The organism is Micrococcus sp. HG099, from assembly GCF_024723355.1.
In the GTDB taxonomy this organism is placed as follows: Bacteria; Actinomycetota; Actinomycetes; order Actinomycetales; family Micrococcaceae; genus Micrococcus; species Micrococcus endophyticus.
The window spans coordinates 1-1,162 of record NZ_JANQCJ010000252.1 but is presented as its reverse complement, the minus strand read 5'-3'; the positions used below and the strand labels follow the sequence as shown (position 1 = coordinate 1,162).

1 protein-coding gene is annotated in these 1,162 nt (G+C 80.0%); it reads left to right on the top strand.

Translation table 11 applies throughout. The annotated features are described in order from the left end of the window. Positions 1–1,162 (top strand): ComEC/Rec2 family competence protein (locus tag NWP10_RS12040; RefSeq protein WP_258301058.1); only part of this gene is annotated, 1,162 nt, incomplete at both ends.

Genomic DNA, 1,162 nt, shown 5'->3' with positions numbered 1-1,162 from the left:
CCCCCGAGCTCCGGAGGCGGCGGTCGCCGCCCGCCTGTCGGGCCCCGGCACCGTCCCGTCCGCGCTGGGCACCGCTCCGGACTCCGAGCCCGCCCCAGGAGGACGGGTCGTCGGCCCGCCGGCCTCGACCGTGCTGTGCGTCGTCGTCACCCCGGACGCCGGCGACGGCACGGTGTTCCTCACCGCGGCCGCGGCGCCCACCCCGGGGCCGTGCCCGGCGGCGGACGCCGCCCACGGTGCCGCCTCCGTCGAGGACGAGCCGCCCCCGCGGCGGGAGGCCCTGCGCGCCGCGTTCCGGGCCGCGGCCGCGGGCACCGCCGGCACGGCCCCCGAGCTCATCCCGGGGCTCGTCCTGGGCGACCGCTCCGCCCAGGGGCGCCCGCTCGACGCGGCGATGAAGGCGTCCGGGCTCTCCCATCTCTCCGCGGTATCCGGGGCGAACGTCGCCCTGCTGCTCGGCTTCACCGCCGTGGCCCTGCGGTCTCTGCGCGTGCACCGCGCCGTGGTGATCGCCACCGGGCTGGGGCTGCTGGCGGTCTTCGTCGTCGTGGTAGGGCCCGAGCCCTCGGTGCTGCGGGCGGCCGTCATGGGCGCGCTCGGCGCCGTCGCCGTGTTCCTCGGCCGCGGGCGCCAGGCCTTCGCGCTCCTGGCCGTCGGCGGGACCGCCCTGCTCGTGGCCGTGCCGTCCCTCTCCGTCGAGCCGGCCTTCCACCTCTCCCTCGCGGCCACCGCCGGGATCGTCCTGGCCGGGTCCTGGGGCGACCGCACCCTGCACGGGCCCCTGCGCCGCGTCCTGCCCGACGCCGCGGCCCGCTGGCTGTCCGCGTCGCTCGCGGTGACCCTCGCCGCCCACCTGGCGTGCCAGCCGGTCCTGCTGGCGATGACCGGGGAGCTCTCCGCCTACGCCGTCCTGGCCAACCTCGTGGCGGCGCCCGCGGTGGCCCCGGTGACGGTGCTGGGCACCCTCGCCGCCGCCCTCGTGCTGCCGGCCCCCGCCGTGGCGGCCGCGCTCGTGTGGCTCGTCCAGTGGCCCTCGGCTTGGATCGGGGTGGTGGCGCACGCCGCCGCTGGGCTGCCCGGCGCGCTGCGGCCCTGGCCGTCCGGGGCCCTCGGCGTGGGCCTCGGGGCGCTCCTGACCGCCGCCACGCTCGCGGGATTCGCG